The 17171-nt window shown below is 56.6% G+C and carries 16 protein-coding genes and 1 pseudogene; 14 read left to right on the forward strand and 3 right to left on the reverse strand.

Annotated elements, in window-relative coordinates; genetic code table 11:
* Positions 1–153: 153 nt before the first annotated feature.
* A complete protein-coding gene (gene mfd / locus IAE27_RS10360) occupies positions 154–3600 on the reverse strand; it encodes a transcription-repair coupling factor (RefSeq protein WP_017146119.1) in 3447 nt (1148 codons plus the stop codon).
* 39 nt (positions 3601–3639) lie between these two features.
* Here mfd and IAE27_RS29590 point away from each other — a divergent pair.
* The 7 genes and pseudogenes from IAE27_RS29590 to IAE27_RS10390 all read left to right on the forward strand — a co-directional run.
* Positions 3640–3720: pseudogene (locus tag IAE27_RS29590) on the forward strand (hypothetical protein); the annotation flags it as partial.
* Between the two features lie 185 nt (positions 3721–3905).
* On the forward strand, positions 3906–5105 hold the full coding sequence (gene lolC, locus IAE27_RS10365) for a lipoprotein-releasing ABC transporter permease subunit LolC (protein WP_108705022.1): 1200 nt from the start codon (positions 3906–3908) through the stop codon (positions 5103–5105).
* Entirely contained in the window at positions 5098–5799 is a 702-nt protein-coding gene (gene lolD / locus IAE27_RS10370; protein ID WP_017146116.1) for a lipoprotein-releasing ABC transporter ATP-binding protein LolD, read from the forward strand. Before lolC ends, lolD begins: the two co-directional genes overlap by 8 nt.
* A complete protein-coding gene (gene lolE / locus IAE27_RS10375; RefSeq protein WP_004112196.1) occupies positions 5799–7043 on the forward strand; it encodes a lipoprotein-releasing ABC transporter permease subunit LolE in 1245 nt (414 codons plus the stop codon). The genes lolD and lolE overlap by 1 nt, the downstream gene beginning before the upstream one ends.
* A 48-nt stretch (positions 7044–7091) precedes the next feature.
* Positions 7092–8003, forward strand: coding sequence for an N-acetylglucosamine kinase (nagK, locus tag IAE27_RS10380; protein WP_004101137.1), 912 nt, complete (start codon positions 7092–7094; stop codon positions 8001–8003).
* Between the two features lie 14 nt (positions 8004–8017).
* Positions 8018–8848, forward strand: coding sequence for a Sir2 family NAD+-dependent deacetylase (gene cobB / locus IAE27_RS10385; RefSeq protein ID WP_154022132.1), 831 nt, complete (start codon positions 8018–8020; stop codon positions 8846–8848).
* A gap of 43 nt (positions 8849–8891) precedes the next feature.
* The gene (locus IAE27_RS10390) at positions 8892–9203 is read left to right on the forward strand and encodes a hypothetical protein (RefSeq protein WP_049127929.1); all 312 of its coding nucleotides are present in this window, start codon (positions 8892–8894) and stop codon (positions 9201–9203) included.
* An 89-nt stretch (positions 9204–9292) separates the two neighbouring features.
* Here IAE27_RS10390 and IAE27_RS10395 read toward each other — a convergent pair whose 3' ends face one another.
* The gene (locus tag IAE27_RS10395; RefSeq protein ID WP_004101147.1) at positions 9293–10255 is read right to left on the reverse strand and encodes a sugar-binding transcriptional regulator; all 963 of its coding nucleotides are present in this window, start codon (positions 10253–10255) and stop codon (positions 9293–9295) included.
* Positions 10256–10296: 41 nt separating this feature from the next.
* The gene (locus IAE27_RS10400) at positions 10297–11091 is read right to left on the reverse strand and encodes a triose-phosphate isomerase (protein ID WP_004112199.1); all 795 of its coding nucleotides are present in this window, start codon (positions 11089–11091) and stop codon (positions 10297–10299) included.
* 242 nt (positions 11092–11333) lie between these two features.
* On the opposite strand from IAE27_RS10400, the gene pdxA reads away from it, so the two are divergent.
* The 7 genes from pdxA to IAE27_RS10435 form a co-directional block, all read left to right on the forward strand.
* On the forward strand, positions 11334–12341 hold the full coding sequence (pdxA, locus tag IAE27_RS10405; RefSeq protein WP_004101149.1) for a 4-hydroxythreonine-4-phosphate dehydrogenase PdxA: 1008 nt from the start codon (positions 11334–11336) through the stop codon (positions 12339–12341).
* A gap of 35 nt (positions 12342–12376) precedes the next feature.
* On the forward strand, positions 12377–14095 hold the full coding sequence (locus IAE27_RS10410; RefSeq protein ID WP_004101151.1) for a four-carbon acid sugar kinase family protein: 1719 nt from the start codon (positions 12377–12379) through the stop codon (positions 14093–14095).
* A 92-nt stretch (positions 14096–14187) separates the two neighbouring features.
* Positions 14188–15207: a 2-keto-3-deoxygluconate permease gene (locus IAE27_RS10415; protein WP_135800124.1), complete on the forward strand. Its 1020-nt coding sequence runs from the start codon at positions 14188–14190 to the stop codon at positions 15205–15207.
* Between the two features lies 1 nt (position 15208).
* Entirely contained in the window at positions 15209–15583 is a 375-nt protein-coding gene (locus IAE27_RS10420) for a PTS glucitol/sorbitol transporter subunit IIA (RefSeq protein WP_004112203.1), read from the forward strand.
* Between the two features lie 28 nt (positions 15584–15611).
* On the forward strand, positions 15612–16070 hold the full coding sequence (rpiB, locus tag IAE27_RS10425) for a ribose 5-phosphate isomerase B (RefSeq protein ID WP_004101165.1): 459 nt from the start codon (positions 15612–15614) through the stop codon (positions 16068–16070).
* Between the two features lie 30 nt (positions 16071–16100).
* On the forward strand, positions 16101–17051 hold the full coding sequence (gene tal / locus IAE27_RS10430; RefSeq protein WP_017146113.1) for a transaldolase: 951 nt from the start codon (positions 16101–16103) through the stop codon (positions 17049–17051).
* Positions 17052–17069: 18 nt separating this feature from the next.
* Positions 17070–17171: hypothetical protein (locus IAE27_RS10435; protein ID WP_140416767.1), on the forward strand; the 102-nt coding region annotated here is incomplete at its 3' end.

A 17171-nucleotide genomic window follows, 5' to 3' on the forward strand; every position in this document is an offset into this window, starting at 1 on the left:
CCATATTAAGTAAGTGGTTATTTTTATACGAAAAGTCCCTGAGATTATGGTCGAACGAGTGTGTGGAAGTGCAGAGGGATTGCAAAATGTTTGTAAATTTTGCCGAATATGAGGGGGCCGGGATACGACGCGCGGATCGTATCCCGGGCACCGTTAAGCGGTGGCGTTCTCTTCCAGCTGAAGCATAAACTGGCGCACCCAGTCCATCCGCGTTTTACGCTCGGCGAGGTCCTGCGTAAATTTGAGGCGCGTCGGGCCATCCAGTCGATAGTGCTGCGGCTGCTTCTGCAGCAGGCCAATCAGCCACATCGGATTAACGTTATTCTTCTCGTTAAACTCAATGGTGCCGCCTTTTTCGTTGCTCTCAAGCTTGCGGATCCCCAGCTTCTGCGCCTGCTGGCGCAGCCGGGCGATATCGAGCAGATTGCGGGCCGGATCCGGCAGCAGGCCAAAACGATCGATAAGTTCGACTTTGATCTCCTCCAGCTCATTCTCACTCTTCGCGCTGGCAATGCGTTTGTAGAACGACAGGCGAGTATTCACATCCGGGATAAAGTCGTCTGGCAGCAGCGACGGCATCCGTAGCTCAACTTCGGTCTGCTGGCTGGTGAGATCCTCCAGCGAGGGCTCGCGCCCGGCCTTCAGCGCGTCAACGGCGTTTTCCAGTAGCTCCATATAGAGGGAGAAGCCGATGGTTTCCATAGAACCGCTCTGATCTTCGCCCAGCAGCTCGCCCGCGCCGCGAATTTCGAGGTCATGGGTCGCCAGCGCAAAGCCAGCGCCGAGATCTTCCAGCGATGCAATAGCCTCAAGGCGTTTTTGCGCATCGGGGGTCATCGCTTTCGGATGCGGCGTCAGCAGCCAGGCATAGGCCTGATGGTGCGACCGGCCAACGCGTCCGCGTAGCTGATGCAGCTGAGCCAGGCCGAAGTGATCGGCACGCTCAATAATAATGGTGTTCGCCGTGGGTATGTCGATCCCGGTTTCGATAATGGTGGTACAGACCAGCACGTTAAAACGCTGGTGATGGAAATCGTTCATCACCCGCTCGAGCTCGCGCTCGCGCATCTGTCCATGACCGATGGTAATGCGCGCTTCCGGCACCAGCTCCGCCAGCCTCTCGGCGGCTTTCTGGATGTTTTCCACGTCATTATAGAGGTAGTAAACCTGGCCGCCGCGCAGCACCTCACGCAGGATCGCCTCGCGTACCACCAGCGCGTCATATTCGCGAACGAAGGTTTTGACCGCCAGACGGCGGGCGGGCGGCGTGGCGATGATCGAAAGATCGCGCATACCGCTCATCGCCATATTCAGCGTGCGCGGAATAGGCGTCGCGGTCAGGGTCAGGATATCGACGTCGGCGCGCATTGCCTTGATGCGCTCTTTGTGACGCACGCCAAAGCGGTGCTCTTCATCAACAATCAGGAGACCGAGATCGCGCAGCTTAACGTCCGGCTGCAGCAGTTTATGGGTGCCGATAAGAATATCGATTTTTCCTTCCGCGACTTGCTCAAGGATCTGCGCCTGCTCTTTGGCGCTGCGAAAGCGCGAAAGCATCTCAATACGCACCGGCCAGTTAGCAAAGCGATCGCGGAAGTTATCGAAGTGCTGCTGGGCGAGCAGGGTGGTTGGCACCAGCACCGCCACCTGCTTATGGTTTTCGACCGCCAGGAAAGCGGCGCGCATCGCCACTTCCGTTTTGCCGAAGCCAACATCGCCGCACACCAGACGGTCCATCGCCAGAGGCTGGCACATATCGCTCAGGACGGCGTTAATAGCCTGCGCCTGGTCGGGCGTGGTCTCGAACGGGAAACTGTCGCAAAACAGCTGATACTGCTGTTTATCATGTTTAAACGCATAGCCGGCTTTCGCCGCGCGCTGGGCATAGATATCCAGCAGCTCGGCGGCCACGTCGCGCACTTTCTCGGCCGCTTTCTGCCGCGCTCGCGCCCAGACGTCGCCGCCCAGTTTATGCAGCGGCGCATTCTCTTCCGCCCCGCCCGCATAGCGGCTAATCAGATGCAGTGAGGACACCGGGACGTACAGTTTGGCGTCGTTGGCGTAGGTCAGCATCAGGTATTCGCCATTAATGCCGCCCGCTTCAAGGGTCGTCATTCCGGCATAGCGCCCAACTCCATGCTCCAGATGCACCACCGGCTGACCGATATGCAGCTCCGCCAGGTTACGAATCAACGTATCCGGATTGATGGTGCGGCGTGAATCCTGACGACGGCGGGCAACGCGCTCGCCCAGCAGGTCGCTTTCGCAAATCAGCGCCAGGTTGCGCTGGCTATCAATAAAGCCATGCTCGGCGGCGCCGATCATCAAATAGCGGCCGTTACCCGTCGCCTCTTCAAGACGCAAAATATGCTTTGGCGCGATCTTGATGCGGGCCAGCATTTCACCGAGTGCTTCGCGGCGTCCCTCGCTCTCAACCGAGAAAATCACCGGCCCGCTAAAGGATTCGAGGAATCGGCGCAGGTTATCCAGCGGCGCTTTGTTCTGCGCCTGAATCGCCAGCTCGGGTAATTTTTGATAGCCGAGATTGGTATTAGCGGCCTTCTCCGCCAGGCGTTCGGTTTTGAGCTGCACGCGCGGCCATTTTTTCAGCTCGCTGAACAGTTCATCGCTGCGCAACCACAGCTGCTCCGGCGGCAAAAGCGGACGCATCGGATCAACGCCGCGATTTTCAAAGCGAGCGCGGGTTTCATTCTGGAAGCGTTCGGCGCTGGCTTCGAGATCGCCGGTGTTGACGATCAGCGTTTTCGCCGGGAAATAGCTGAACAGCGGCGGCAGCGGTTCGTTAAAGAACAGAGGCTGCCAGTATTCGATCCCCGCAGGCAGCGTGCCTTTACTGACCTGCTGATAAACATGCTCGGCGTCGCGCTTAACCTCGAAGCGGTCGCGCCACTGGCTGCGAAACAGCTCGATAGCGGCCTGGTCGGTCGGAAATTCGTGCGCCGGAAGCAGGTTGATACTGGCGACTTCCTCCAGCGTTCGCTGGCTGTCGACGTCGAACAGACGCAGGCTATCGATCTCATCATCAAAAAAATCGAGACGGTAGGGCTGCTCGCTGCCCATCGGGAACAGATCAAGCAATGCGCCGCGCGTGGCGTACTCGCCGTGCTCCATGACCTGATCGACGTGACGATAGCCGGCGCTATCCAGCTGCGAGCGCAGCGCATCCCGCGACAGCCGCTGGCCTTTTTTCATCACCAGCGCGTGGCCGTGGAGGAAATTATGCGGACAGACGCGCTGCATGAGAGTGCTGACCGGGACGATCAGCACGCCGCGTTCCATGGTCGGGAGCTGGTACAGGGTGGCGAGACGTGAAGAGATAATATCCTGGTGCGGAGAGAAGCTATCGTAGGGGAGCGTTTCCCAGTCCGCCAGGCCTGCTACCATGCTGTCGGTAAACTGCCTGATTTCATCATTCAGACGCAGGGCGTTCTGCATATCGGGGGCTATCAGTACCACCGGGCCGCCGTGGCGCTCGGCCATTTCAGCCACCAGAGTGGCGCAGGCCGCGCCGGTCAGTTCGCCAAGCTGGCGCTGATCGCCGGCTTTAACCGGCAGAGAGTATCGGTATTGTTCAGGCATAGACGGTATCATGATCTCTTGAGGATTCGCTCTGCCGATATGGAGGGCAACTCGCTGATATTCAATAGTCTGATTATCCGCGATCGACCAGGATTCGCCAACCCGTATCGCAAATGTCATGTTACGGACGAAAATGTAACGAACTCCGATAAGCGTAAAGTTAAATAACGACTTATGTTTCTATGTTGTTGTTTATATTGATTTTTTACTGATTTTGCCAATAAAATCTACAGGTTTCAGTCATTTACGCTGCTCATAATCGCTTATATACTCGGACATCGGCTATCAGCAATCAGATGGATTACATGTATCAACCTGCCGCACTTTTTATCGGCCTTCGCTATATGCGCGGGCGCGCAGCCGACCGCTTCGGTCGTTTCGTCTCCTGGCTTTCCACTATTGGCATTACGCTTGGCGTGATGGCGCTGGTGACCGTTCTTTCGGTGATGAACGGCTTTGAGCGCGAGCTGCAAAACAACATCCTGGGGCTGATGCCGCAGGCCATTCTCAGCGCACAGCAGGGGTCTATAAACCCGCAAAAACTGCCGGAAAGCACAGCCAGACTACAGGGCGTCACCCGCGTGGCGCCGCTGACCACCGGCGATGTGGTGCTGCAAAGCGCCCGCAGCGTAGCGGTTGGCGTGATGCTCGGCATCGACCCGGCGCAAAAAGATCCATTGAGCCCTTATCTGGTTAACGTGAAGCAGAGCGATCTGCAGGCCGGAAAATATAACGTCATCCTGGGTGAGCAGCTGGCAGGGCAGTTGGGGGTCAACCGCGGCGATCGGATCCGCGTGATGGTGCCTTCCGCCAGCCAGTTTACCCCGATGGGGCGGCTTCCCAGCCAGCGCCTGTTCAACGTGATCGGTACCTTTGCCGCCAGCAGCGAAGTCGATGGCTATCAGATGTTGACCAATATCGACGATGCTTCTCGCCTGATGCGTTACCCCCAGGGGAACATTACCGGCTGGCGTCTGTGGCTGAGTCAGCCTCTGCAGGTCGACACGCTCAGCCAGCAGAAACTGCCGGAAGGCACCAAATGGCAGGACTGGCGCGAGCGAAAAGGCGAACTGTTCCAGGCCGTGCGGATGGAAAAAAATATGATGGGCCTGCTGCTGAGCCTGATTATCGCCGTGGCCGCCTTTAACATCATTACTTCTCTGGGCATGATGGTTATGGAAAAACAGGGTGAAGTGGCGATCCTGCAGACCCTCGGCCTGACGCCGCGGCAGATCATGCTGGTCTTTATGGTCCAGGGGGCCAGCGCCGGGATCGTCGGTGCGCTGCTCGGCGCCGGGCTGGGCGCGCTGCTTGCCAGCCAGCTCAATAATTTAATGCCGATTATCGGCGCGTTCCTCGACGGCGCCGCGCTGCCGGTGGCTATTGAGCCGCTGCAGGTCATCGTCATTGCCCTCGTGGCCATGGCGCTGGCATTACTCTCTACGTTGTATCCTTCATGGCGCGCTGCCGCCACTCAACCCGCTGAGGCTTTACGTTATGAATAAGATCCTGCTGCAATGCGACAACCTGTGCAAACGCTATCAGGAAGGCACCGTGCAAACCGACGTGTTGCACGATGTCAGCTTCAGCATTGAAGAGGGCGAGATGATGGCGATTGTCGGTACCTCCGGTTCCGGCAAAAGTACGCTGCTGCATCTGCTGGGCGGGCTGGACACGCCAACCTCCGGTGACGTTATCTTTTCCGGCCAGCCAATGAGCCGGCTCTCCGCCGCCGCCCGCGCCGATCTGCGCAATCGCGAACTGGGCTTTATCTATCAGTTTCACCATCTGCTGCCGGATTTCACTGCCCTGGAAAACGTAGCGATGCCGCTGCTGATTGGTAAACAGAAGGCGGCGGATATCGAGCGTCAGGCGAAAGCGATGCTGCGCTCCGTCGGGCTTGAGCACCGTAGCGATCACCGTCCGTCGGAGCTCTCCGGCGGCGAGCGTCAGCGCGTCGCGATTGCCCGCGCGCTGGTGAATAAACCGCGCCTGGTGCTGGCGGACGAGCCCACCGGTAACCTTGACGCCCGCAACGCCGACAGCATTTTTCAGCTGCTTGGCGAGCTGAACATCGCCCAGCGTACCGCCTTCCTGGTGGTGACCCACGACCTCCAGCTGGCAAAACGCATGAGCCGCCAGCTGGAGATGCGCGACGGGCGCCTGACAGCCGAACTATCCCTGATGGGGGCTGAGTAATGGCTTCTCCGTTATCGTTATTGATTGCCCTGCGCTTTAGCCGTGGACGGCGGCGCGGTGGGATGGTGTCGCTGATTTCGGTTATCTCGACCATCGGTATCGCGCTGGGCGTGGCGGTGTTGATCGTTGGCCTGAGCGCGATGAACGGCTTCGAACGCGAGCTCAATAACCGCATTCTGGCGGTGGTCCCGCACGGTGAAATTGAGCCGGTAAACCAGCCGTGGAACAACTGGAACGAGGCGCTGGCGAAGGTTGAGAAGGTCAAAGGCATCGTTGCCGCGGCGCCTTATATTAACTTCACCGGGTTGGTGGAGAGCGGCAGCAACATGCGCGCAATTCAGGTGAAAGGCGTCGACCCGCAGCAGGAAAGTCGTCTCAGTTCGTTACCCAACTTTGTGCAGAACAATGCGTGGGCCAGCTTTAAAGCCGGCGAGCAACAGGTGATCCTCGGTAAGGGCGTTGCCGATGCGCTGCACGTCAAGCAGGGCGACTGGGTGTCGATCATGATCCCTAACTCCGATGCCGAGCACCAGCTGCTGCAGCCAAAGCGCGTCAGGCTTCATGTTACCGGCATTTTGCAGCTCAGCGGCCAGCTCGATCATAGTTTTGCCATGATTCCCATGCAGGATGCGCAGCAGTACCTGGATATGGGCAGCAGCGTGACGGGGATCGCTATCAAAGTGACCGACGTGTTTCATGCCAATACGCTGGTACGCGATGCGGGCGAAGTGACCAACAGCTACGTTTACATCAAAAGCTGGATCGGTACCTACGGCTATATGTACCGGGATATTCAGATGATTCGCGCCATTATGTATCTGGCGATGGTGCTGGTGATTGGCGTGGCCTGCTTTAACATCGTCTCGACCCTGGTGATGGCGGTGAAAGATAAAAGCGGCGATATTGCGGTGCTGCGCACGCTTGGCGCAAAAGACGGGCTGATCCGCGCGATTTTCGTATGGTATGGTTTACTTGCCGGTTCGGTAGGTAGCCTGATTGGCGTGGCTATTGGCGTTATCTGCGCATTTAAGCTGACCGCAATCATTAACGGTATTGAGGATCTGATCGGGCATAAATTCCTCTCCGGCGACATCTATTTTATTGACTTCCTGCCGTCTGAACTGCACTGGCTGGACGTCGTTTACGTGCTGGTGACGGCACTGTTGCTGAGTTTGCTGGCCAGCTGGTATCCCGCCCGCCGCGCCAGCCGCATTGACCCGGCGAGGGTGCTGAGTGGCCAGTAATTTATCGTCATGGTCGGCGTTGCCGATCGGTAAAGAGGAATGGCTGAAATGTACTATGGATTTGACATTGGCGGCAGCAAAATAGCGTTGGGCGTATTTGATAACGCGCGGCGGCTGCAGTGGGAAAAACGCGTCGCCACGCCAAAAGAGAGCTATGAAGATTTTTTGCAAGCGGTAGAAGCGCTGGTGGCGGAGGCCGACCAGCGCTTCGGCTGTCAGGGTTCGGTGGGCATCGGTATTCCCGGCATGCCGGAGACGGAAGACGGTACGCTATATGCCGCCAACGTCCCTGCCGCCAGCGGCAGACGGCTGCGGGCCGATCTGAGCGAGCGGCTGGGGCGCGATGTGCGGCTTGATAACGACGCCAACTGTTTTGCCCTCTCCGAAGCGTGGGACGACGAATTTACCCAATACCCGCTGGTGATGGGGATGATCCTCGGCACCGGCGTTGGCGGCGGGCTGGTGCTCAACGGTAAATCGATTACCGGGCATCGCTATATAACCGGCGAATTCGGCCATATCCGCCTGCCGGTGGATGCGCTGGAAGTCGTAGGGCGCGATTTCCCGCTTACGCGCTGCGGCTGCGGCCAACTGGGCTGCATTGAAAACTACCTTTCCGGACGCGGCTTTGCCTGGCTGTACCACCATTTTTACCAACAATCCTTAACCTCACCCGAGATCGTCGCGCTCTGGCAGCAGGGCGACGCGAAGGCGCGCGAGCACGTTGAGCGCTATCTCGATCTGCTGGCGGTGTGCCTGGGCAATATTTTAACGATTGTCGACCCGGATCTGCTGGTGTTGGGCGGGGGATTGTCTAATTTTACAGCAATAACCGAAGGGCTGGCGCAGCGCCTGCCGCGACATCTGCTCCCCGTTGCCAGCGTGCCGCGCATCGAACGCGCGCGTCATGGCGATGCGGGAGGTATGCGCGGTGCGGCCTTCCTTCATCTGACTCATTAACGACAGAGGTAGCTATGCAGTCGCGCCGCTTACATCGATTAAGCCGATTTCGCCGCAATAAGCGTCGGTTACGAGACCGTCTGCGTCAGCGGATTTTCTTCGGCGAAGATAAGGAGACACCTGAAACGATGGAAAAACCAAGAGTCGTGGTGCTAACCGGCGCGGGTATTTCGGCGGAGTCGGGAATTAAAACCTTCCGCGCCGCCGACGGCCTGTGGGAGGAGCATCGGGTTGAAGACGTCGCCACGCCGGAAGGGTTCGCCCGCGACCCGGCGCTGGTGCAGGCGTTTTACAACGATCGCCGTCGTCAGCTGCAAAGCCCGGACATTGCGCCCAATGCGGCGCATCAGGCGCTGGCGCGGCTGGAAGAGAGACTGGGTGACCATTTTCTACTGGTGACCCAGAATATCGATAATCTGCACGAGCGCGCGGGCAACCGTCGGGTGATCCATATGCACGGCGAGCTGCTGAAGGTGCGCTGTTCGTGGAGCGGCCAGGTGGTGGCGTGGACCGGTGATGTGACGACGGAAGATAAGTGTCACTGCTGCCAGTTTCCCGCGCCGCTGCGCCCGCACGTGGTGTGGTTCGGCGAGATGCCGCTGGATATGGATGAAATCTACCTGGCGCTGGCGGAGGCGGATATCTTTATCGCCATCGGTACTTCCGGGCACGTTTATCCGGCGGCAGGGTTTGTCCATGAAGCGCGGCTGCAGGGCGCCCACACGGTTGAGCTAAATCTCGAACCAAGCCAGGTAGGCAGCGAATTTGCCGAGAAACACTATGGCCCGGCAAGCGAAGAAGTGCCGCGCTTTGTGGAAAAGCTGCTGAAACAGCTGGTCGGGTAGACGCAACCTCACCAATACCGCGTTACGGAAAACAGGAGTGGCTATGGATAGCCCATTAGCACTATCTGCTGCGATATTTTTGGCCGCAGTGGGGGTTGGCCTGTGGAGTCAGTATGGCCTGCCTCGTCTTTCTGATAGCAGAAATATTCTGTTCATCCTCTCTCTTATTCTCGGCGTCGTATCCGCGGCTTCCTGCCTGTTTCATCTGCTGTTTCTGCTGATTGAGGGCCAGAGCGCGCAGGGCGGTTCGGCGTGGTTCGGGCCGCTTATCGTGCTGGGCGCGTTGTGGAAGCCGCTGAATGATATTGCGGGCAAGCTTGATGCTGTCTTAACGAAAAATCAGGGCAAGAAATAATCCCTGCTTTTGCCACCGCCCGGAAAAAGCGTACGGCAATCGCCTGGGCAGGCCGCTCATGAAATTCAGGACGCCTCGGCGCCCTTTATTCATAGCGCCTTCTGCATATTGATCACCGCCCGGGCATTAGATGCGCTGGTGGCCAGCACATCAATTACGCCGGTGCGCAGCGCGCCGAGGATCGCCGTTGCCTTGGTGCTTTCCGAAGCAATGGCGATCACGCACGGGATGGCGCGAAGCTGTTCAAGGCTCAGGCCGATAACCCGATCGTTCATCACCGTATCAACCGGTTTACCCTGAATATTGAAAAAACTATAGCCAGCGAGATCGCCCACTACGCCCTGTTCCTGGCGCGCGGTCGCAATTTCCTGTGGGGAGAACCAGCCGAGCTGCACCATAAAGCTATTTTCGTTCATATCGCCAAGGCCAATGATGGCTACATCCGCCTTGCTTGCCTGTTCGAGCGTGGCTTTAATCAGCCGGTTTTGCATAAACGCTGAGCGCAGTTCCGGCGTTTCGACATAAGCCGGGGCGTACAGCGTTTCGCTAAAACCGTTGAATTTACGCGCCAGGTTTCGACTGATGTGATCGGCATCGATCAGCTGGTTGTCGCGCTTGGTGCCGCCGATACCGCAAATAAAGCGACAGTTGCGCTCTGGAAAGATCCCCACGTGGTTGGCCACGGCGGCGACGTTGCGACCCTGCCCGACGGTCACGGTCATATCGCTTTTGAGGATCCCGGCGAGATAGTTGCTGACCAGCGCCGCGACCTGCTGGCGCTGTTCATCCTCGTCGTGATGGTCCAGGGCGATAAGCGCGCGCTTGATGCCGAAATGGGAGATAAACTGCTGCTCAATCTGGGAGCTGAAGACCGGGTGGTATTTCACGCTGATCTCGACAATCCCTTCGTGGCGAGCTTTTTTCAGCAACCGACCGACCTTAATGCGTGAGATCCCAAAGCGTTTTGCAATCTCTTCCTGGGTTTGCTCCTGATCGTAATAGGCCACGGCAATTTCTGTCAGCAGCGCATAATCTGAGTCTTGTTCAGTCATAGTTATCGCCTGGTGTTTCCATCTTTGATGTCTCCCTAATACTACTGCGCCTGAAGAATAAATTCCTCTGTAACGCGTTGAACAATGTCGCAATAGCCGTTGGCATCCCATGCCGCGCGGCCAATAAACAGTCCGTTAATGTCATCCTGCTGAAGCAGTTCTACGGCATTTTGCCGATTGACGCTACCGCCGTACAGCAGGGGAATGCGCCGTCCGATTTCTTCGCCGAAGGTCTCGCATAACGCCTGACGCAGCGCCCGGTGGATCTCTGCGGCCTGCTCCGGCGTCGCCGGCGTGCCGTGTTCGCCGATAGCCCATATGGGCTCATAGGCAACCAGAGTGTGTAAAACCTGCTGTTCATTCAGGCCATAAAGCGCGATTTTCATCTGCCGCACTACCGTTTCCCGTGAGACCTGCCAGCGTTTTTCATCGGCGCTGTCGCCGATACAGATCAGAGGTCGAAGGCCGTGACGCAGGGCGCGATGCACTTTTTGGTTAATGGCGGCGTCGGATTCATTGAACGCGCCGCGACGCTCGGAGTGACCAAGCTCGACCAGGGAGGCGCCGGTTTCAGCAAGCATGGCGGCGGAAATTTCACCGGTCCAGGCGCCGTTTTCCGCTTCATGCATATTCTGCGCGCCGGTCAGGCAGGGGATCTGATGCTGCTGTAGATACTGGCTGACGGGATAAATGGCGGTGAAAGGGGGAATAATAAACGGCTGGATTTTCGGATGCCTCACCTGCGGTAACCGCTGCGCCAGCGTTTCACAAAAGGCCATGGCTTGCGATAACGGTTTATTCATTTTCCAGCTGGTTCCTAACCAGATTTGTTCCATCTTGTTCTCCATAATAGGTAAATCAATAGCTTGTCGTGAAATGGCTTTCGCTTAAGAGAGAGATTGAACTTTTTATCACCCAATGAACATATGTTAGATCACATTTTTTTATAAAATAAATCTATGGATTTTTTTATGTGATCCAAATCACCAATAACCTCTCAATCATCAGGTAATGTTTTGAGCATATGATTCACTATTGAACATATGAACAAGCCGAACTTCACTACGAGAGGTCCACGATGTCACAAGAGAAAAAGCCCGTTGTCGCACTTACTATTGGCGATCCTGCCGGGATTGGTCCGGAGATTTCAGTCGCGACGATGATGGAGAAAAGCGTCTACGACGAGTGCAAACCTTTTTTGATTGGCTCAGCGCCGATTATCGCCAGAGCAATGAAAATCATGGGCTGTGATTTTCCGATTAACAAAATTAGCCATCCGCAGGAAGCTCGCTTCAGCTGGGGTACGCTGGACGTGCTGGAAACCGGTGAGTATGACTGCGAGAGTATTGAATGGGGCAAAGTGCAGAAGCTGGCGGGGCAGATGTCGCTGGACTATGTGCTGAAATCTATCGAACTGGGGAAAGCCGGCCTGATCGATGTGGTCTCTACCGCGCCGATTCATAAAGAAGCAATCAAGCTGGCGGGATGTAAACTGCCGGGTCATACCGAAATCTATCAGGTTGAAACGCAATCCGATTATGGCCTGACCATGTTCCACGTTCATAACCTGCGGGTCTTCTTCGTGAGCCGTCATATGGCGCTTAAAGACGCCTGCGATTACGCCAATAAAGAGCGCGTTCTGGCCTGCGTGCAGCAGATCCACCATGAGTTTACCGCGCTGAATATCAAAAATCCGCGCATTGCGGTAGCCGCGCTGAATCCGCATGGTTCAGACAACGGCCTGTTTGGCCACGAAGAAGCCGATAACCTCATCCCGGCAGTCAAAGCGGCGCAGGAAATGGGGATTAACGCCATCGGCCCGGTGCCGGCAGATTCCGTCTTCCATCTGGGTAAACAGGGGCGCTATGACGCCATCCTCTCGCTTTACCACGATCAGGGGCATATCGCCTGTAAAACCCTCGATTTTGAGCGTTCCGTGACCATTACCTTTGGCCTGCCGTTTATGCGTAGCTCGGTAGACCACGGCACGGCGTTTGATATTGCCGGCACCGGTAAAGCGGGCACCGTCAGTATGCTGGAGTCCACGATGGCCGCGGTGAGCTACTGGAAAATGAAAAACCACTAATCGCTGAGGTTAATGCGAAGCAAAAGGGCAGAGAAATGGAAAAACATCTGTTAATTAGCAAAGGCTGTAAGGGCTGGGGCGGGCCGCTGACCATTAATATTAGCCAGGCGAAAAAGATTGCTTATATCACCGGGGGGATTTGTCCCCCGGTCGTTGAGCGCCTGAGCGAACTGACTGGCTGGCCTTCCGTCGACGTATTTAAAAACGGCGAGCCGCCGGAAGAGGAGATCGGCCTGATGGTTATCGACTGCGGCGGCACGCTACGCTGCGGTCTCTATCCCAAACGCGGTATTCCGACGATTAACCTCCATCCCACCGGTAAAAGTGGTCCGCTGGCGGAGTTTATTCATGAAGGGATCTACGTCTCCGGCGTGACGCCCGCCTGTATTGAAATGATCTGGCCGCAGGGGGAAGGCGGTAAGCTGGGGATCGTGGCCGACGATCTGACCGGTGCGACCACCGTCGGGGTGCTGCTGGCGCGTAGCGGGTTAAAAACCGCCGCGTTCTTCGATACTGAATCCTTCGCCCGCAATGAGGTGGAGTATCCGGCGATGGTCGTCAGCAGCGACAGCCGTCCTTTGCCGAAAGCGGAAGCCCAGCAGCAGGTCAGCGCCGCGGTGAAGCAGCTGCAGGCGCGCGGCGCGCACTACTTTACCAAGCGTATTGATACCACGCTGCGCGGCGGCATCGGCTTTGAAATTGATGCCATGCTGGAACAATTGCCGCTGGAAACGGTTGCCGTCGTCGTGCCGGCGATGCCGCAGTCGCGGCGTATTCTGGTTGGCGGCTATTCGGTAATTGACTCCGTCGCGCTTTCGCGAACCGATGTCGCACGCGATGTGCGTACTCCGGTTACCGAATCCTGGGTGCCGGGATTGCTGGCGGCGCAGACCCATCATCAGGTCGGGCATATCGCGCTGGCGTCGGTAATGAAAGGCGAGGAGCAACTGCAGCGGGATCTCCAGGAACAGCAGCAGCGCGGCGTGCGGGTGATCGTCGTCGATGCGATTACCGTTGACGATGTCGATGCGATTGCCGGGGCGGTGGTGGCGCTGAACTGGAACGTGCTGGCAGTCGACCCGGGGCCTTTTACCGAGCGGCTTGCGGTCCGTCGTGGCCTGATGCGGGAAGCGCGCAGCAGCGCGACAGCGTCGTCAGGGGCGGAAAACCCGCGCGGTTCGATTCTGGTGGTTGCCGGTAGCGCCACGCCGGTGACCAAAAAGCAGCTTCAGCATCTGATCGCTAATGATGAAAGAGTGTGTCACATCCCTGTTGATGCCGAACTGCTGGTTGACAGGAAAAACGCCGCTGAAATCGAAGTGAATCGCGTGGTGCAGCATGCCCGGCAGTGCGTGCCGGCGCAGCAGAACGCTATCTTCGTTTTTGAATCCGCGTTAACCGGGCGGCTGCTGAATCTTCAGGAAGAAGAGCAGCGCTTTGGGCTGGCCCACGGACAGGCTGCGGAAAATATTAACCAGGGACTGGGGAATATTGTTCGTGAAGTGCTTAACTGCGCAGCCGGAGAAATTAAAGGCCTGTATATGACCGGCGGCGATACGATGGTAAATGTTCTTAAAGAGCTTGGCGCTACCGGCATTGAAATGATCGACTACGTGATACCGCAAACCGATATGGTGCGTATTATCGGCGGCGATTATGCGGGATTGATTTGCGTCGGCAAAGGCGGTTTAACCGGACCAGAAGATATTATTAGCACGATTGTTGAAAGAATTTATAAAGAAGCGCAGCTATAACCCACAGGTCATATAAATAAAAAGCGACGTAATGGTCGTCCGGGTAGTATTGCGTCGTTATCTCTGTTAAATCATAATTTATGAGTTACCCTATGAACATAAATATATTAGAGAAGATGAATAAGGTGCCAGGCGGTTTAATTATTATTCCGTTGCTCGTGGCGATTCTTATTAATACCTTTGCTCCGGAAGTCCTGAGCATCGGCGGCCCGACGACCGCATTATTCAAAGTCGGTTCCAGCGCAATGATGGGGATTTTTCTGCTGATTTGTGGTACCTCGATCAATATCCGCCAGGCCGGCCTGCCGCTCTATAAAGGCGCGGTGCTGTTGTTGCTGAAATGCCTCGCCGGCGCGCTGGCCGTATGGGTGGCCGGGGCGATGTTTGGCCCCAACGGTTTCCTCGGTATTTCGACCCTGGCGCTGATTGCCTGTTTAACCAGCTCCAACAGCTCGCTATATATCGCGCTGTGCAGCAACTACGGCGATGCCAGCGATGCCGGGGCGATCTCCGTCTTCTGCGTCAAGGATGGGCCCTTTGTTACCATGATGGTGCTGGGGGTCAGCGGCCTGGCCAATATTCCTTTCGCCGCGCTGCTATCGATGCTTATCCCGCTGCTGATTGGTATGCTGTGGGGCAACCTTGATGAGCGTTTCAAACAGCTGTGCGCCGCCGCTCAGCCGCTGATTATCATTATTATGTCGTTTGCCATCGGCGCCAATTCCAGCATTAACACGGTCTTTACCGCCGGACTGTCCGGGATCCTGCTTGGCATTATCTCTGCGCTAACCGGCATTGTGTTCTATTTTATCTACAACCTGTTCCTGAAGAAGAAAACCGCGCTGGGCGCCGCGCTGGGGACAACCGCCGCCAGCTCTGCGCTGACGCCGGCAATGGTGGCTCAGGCCGATCCCTCGCTGGCGATGTACGTGGATGCCGCGACCGCGCAGCTGGCGACGGCGAGCATCATCACCATGATTACCGCGCCGATACTGGTGGCCTGGTTTGATAAGCGTCTGAAAAAGCGCGCGCCGAGGATTGAACCGGTAAAAGAAGAAACCAGTGAAGAGAAAGTGACGTTATCTTCGACTGCCACCAAAGGGAACAAATAATATGACTGCGCCGTTGTATTCATTACTTATCACGGCTGTCGGGAAATATGTCAAAGACTATCTACAGGAGCATCAGCTGATTTTATTTTCTGAATCCGTTCCTGACGATATTGCGATGTATTGCGCCGTACATCAGAGCAGTGAGCTGACAGCTGAATTGGCACCCGGGCAGATAATGAAAATAAATGAGACTATTTATCGAGTCACGGCGGTAGGTGGTGTTGCAACGGCAAATTTAAAACAGCTTGGCCATATCACTTTAAAATTTGATGGCGCTGCCACCGCTGAATTACCGGGGATGGTGCATCTCAATGGTGACGTCCCCCAGAATATTCAGCGTGGCGACCAAATCTTTTTCTATCCGGAACTAAATTAAGACGTACAGCTAAATTAAGGAAATTATCATGAAAACAATCGCTATTGGTGCGGATGATGCCGCCTATGCTTTTCGCGACGCTATCGTCGCTTATCTGAATGGGCAGGGAATTAAGGTCGCGGATTACAGCAGCGATAAACGCCAGGGCAGCATGGTCTACCCGGATGTTGCCCACGCGGTGGCAATGTCAATAAAGCAGGGCGAGCACGATCGCGGCATCCTGATTTGCGGCACCGGTATTGGAATGAGCATTGTGGCGAATAAAGTGCCGGGGATACGAGCCGCCCAATGCCACGATACTTTCTCCGCCGAGCGGGCGCGCAAAAGTAATAACGCGCAGATTATCACTCTTGGCGCGCGCGTGATTGGCCCGGAGCTGGGCAAAAAAATTATTCAGGCCTGGCTTGAATCCGAATATGAAGGCGGCGGCTCCGCGTCGAAAGTGGAGCGTATCGACTATTACGAACACCAGCACGCCAGAGATTAATATCCGCAGTCGTAATATAAGGAACAGACTATGAGCCAGTTAGACGAACTGAAAAAATACACCACGGTGGTTGCCGACACCGGCGATATCGAATCGATCAAAAAATTTGCCCCGCAGGATGCGACTACCAACCCTTCACTGGTGCTGAAGGCCGCGCAGCTCCCGCAGTATCAGGCGCTCATTGCCGACGCCATCGGCAAGGCGCGTCGGCAGGGCGGCAGCCCGGAAACGCAGCTGATAAACGCCTGCGATCAGGTGGCGGTGGATATCGGTACCGAGGTGCTGCGTCATGTGCCCGGTCGTATTTCTACCGAGGTCGATGCCCGTTTTGCCTGGGATCGCGGGATGTGCGTGTCGAAGGCGCGCAAGCTTATTCAGATGTATGAAAAGAACGGCGTCGGGCCGGAACGCATCCTCATCAAACTGGCCGCCACCTGGGAGGGGATTCGCGCCGCAGAGGAGCTGGAACAAAGCGGTATCAACTGTAACCTGACCCTGCTGTTCTCCTTTGCCCAGGCGCGGGCCTGCGCCGAAGCCGGCGTCTTTTTAATCTCGCCGTTCGTGGGGCGTATTTACGACTGGTATCAGAAAAACCAACCGCAGCCGGAGTATCAGGTCGACAGCGATCCGGGCGTGGTTTCCGTGCGCCAGATTTATCAGTACTACAAATCGCACGGCTACGACACCGTGGTGATGGGGGCCAGCTTCCGCCGTATCGAGCAGATCCAGGCGCTGGCAGGTTGCGATCGCCTGACTATCTCCCCGGCGCTGCTTGATGAGCTGGCCGCCAGTGAAGGGACGCTGAGTCGCCAGCTGGCGCCCGGCTGCGTGACGGAAACCCGCCCCAGCCCGATGACTCAGGCGGAGTTCCTCTGGCAACATCATCAGGATCCGATGGCGGTGGAAAAACTGGCGGAAGGTATCCGCCTGTTCGCGGTCGATCAGGTCAAACTGGAAAATCAGATTCAGCAGATGCTGTAAGGGCAGGAAAAGAGACTTATGAATACCACAAAAACCACCCGCAGCCTGTGCGCCAACGCGCTGCGAGCCCTGAGCATGGACGCAGTACAGAAAGCCAAATCCGGCCACCCGGGTGCCCCG

The sequence above is a fragment of the Klebsiella sp. S69 genome (genome assembly GCF_016516145.1).
Lineage (GTDB): Bacteria > Pseudomonadota > Gammaproteobacteria > Enterobacterales > Enterobacteriaceae > Klebsiella > Klebsiella oxytoca.